Annotated in this window: 2 protein-coding genes; both read right to left on the minus strand. The window is 64.1% G+C overall.

Features of this window, described 5'->3' with window-relative positions; genetic code table 11:
• Positions 1-466: chloride channel protein (locus EN742_RS35470; RefSeq protein WP_189375745.1), on the minus strand; the 466-nt coding region annotated here is incomplete at its 3' end.
• 173 nt (positions 467-639) lie between these two features.
• Positions 640-939, minus strand: coding sequence for a hypothetical protein (locus EN742_RS35475; RefSeq protein WP_126057417.1), 300 nt, complete (start codon positions 937-939; stop codon positions 640-642).
• Positions 940-1,161 lie beyond the last annotated feature (222 nt).

Genomic DNA, 1,161 nt, shown 5'->3' on the forward strand with positions numbered 1-1,161 from the left:
CCGCCTGCAGCATCAGCGAGGCGCCGACCTGGACCGTCGGGCCTTCGCGGCCGATCGAGGCGCCGCAGGCGAGGCCGACGACGGTGAGCGCGATCTTGCCCGCCACCAGCCTGAGCGACAGGATGCGGCTGCGATCCTCCTCGTCGCGCAGATGCCGCGCCGCGATCGCCTGCGGAATGCCGCTGCCTTGCGACCCCGGGAAGAAGGAATGCGCCAGCCAGGCGCAAAGGACAAAACCGAGGGGCGTCACCACGAGCGGCAGATAGAAGCGCCAGCCGCCCTCATTGCCGGTCATGATATGGAACAGAGCCTGCGCGCGGTCGGCAAGCAGCGCGAACAGGACGCTGATCAGGCCGATCGAGACGGCGCCGGCCCAGAAGACGAGACGCGGCTGCCAGACGCGCCGCGACACCCACATGGCGTGCGAACGCCGCAGCAAGCGGTATTTTCGGGATATGCCGGCCATGACGAGCCTCGTGGTGATAGGCCCGGCCTAGCACAATGACGGAGCCGATCAACCCGCGCGGCGAGTCCGACGCTATGCCGGCAACGTCTCGGAACGGGGTTCAAGCAGATGTGATCGGAATACCCGCCGGCGTGCCGGCCGGCGGGAAGGTCGGCGTGCGTGCTTGGCGATGTTCACATCGCCATTTTTTCACACTCGGCCTGGGCCTTCTTGGTCGAGGTGTCGATCATGTAGGTTTTGCCCTTGGCGTCTGTCATCATCATCATGCAGTGCTTGATTGGCTTCGCCATCTTCATCATCTCGGCGCTCATCTTGGCGTCCGGCATCATCGTGCCCATATGGCCGTCGGGCGTGATCGCCGTTACCTGGCCGGCCTTCATCATGGTCATCGTTCCCATCGTGTCTTCGGCAAATGCCTGTGTCGCGGAAAGGCCGAGGAGGCCAGCGATGACAATAAGCTTGATCGAGTGCATTCCGCATACTCCCATTTTGCAGGGGCACAGTTGCCCCTTTCAGGGTTCGCGAAGGCGCCTTGGGTCGTTACGCCAACACGAATATGTGATCGATTTGCGCAGTGCGAGGGATGCGGCGCCGCCTCGCGGCGGTCGAGCGAATGATGACACGACTGGCAAGGTCGCGCCCGCCCCGCATGACTCCGCTCCGAACCTGTGCTATGCGCCGCGCTTCATTTCGGG

This window comes from Mesorhizobium sp. M4A.F.Ca.ET.020.02.1.1, assembly GCF_004022645.1.
Classification (GTDB): domain Bacteria; phylum Pseudomonadota; class Alphaproteobacteria; order Rhizobiales; family Rhizobiaceae; genus Mesorhizobium.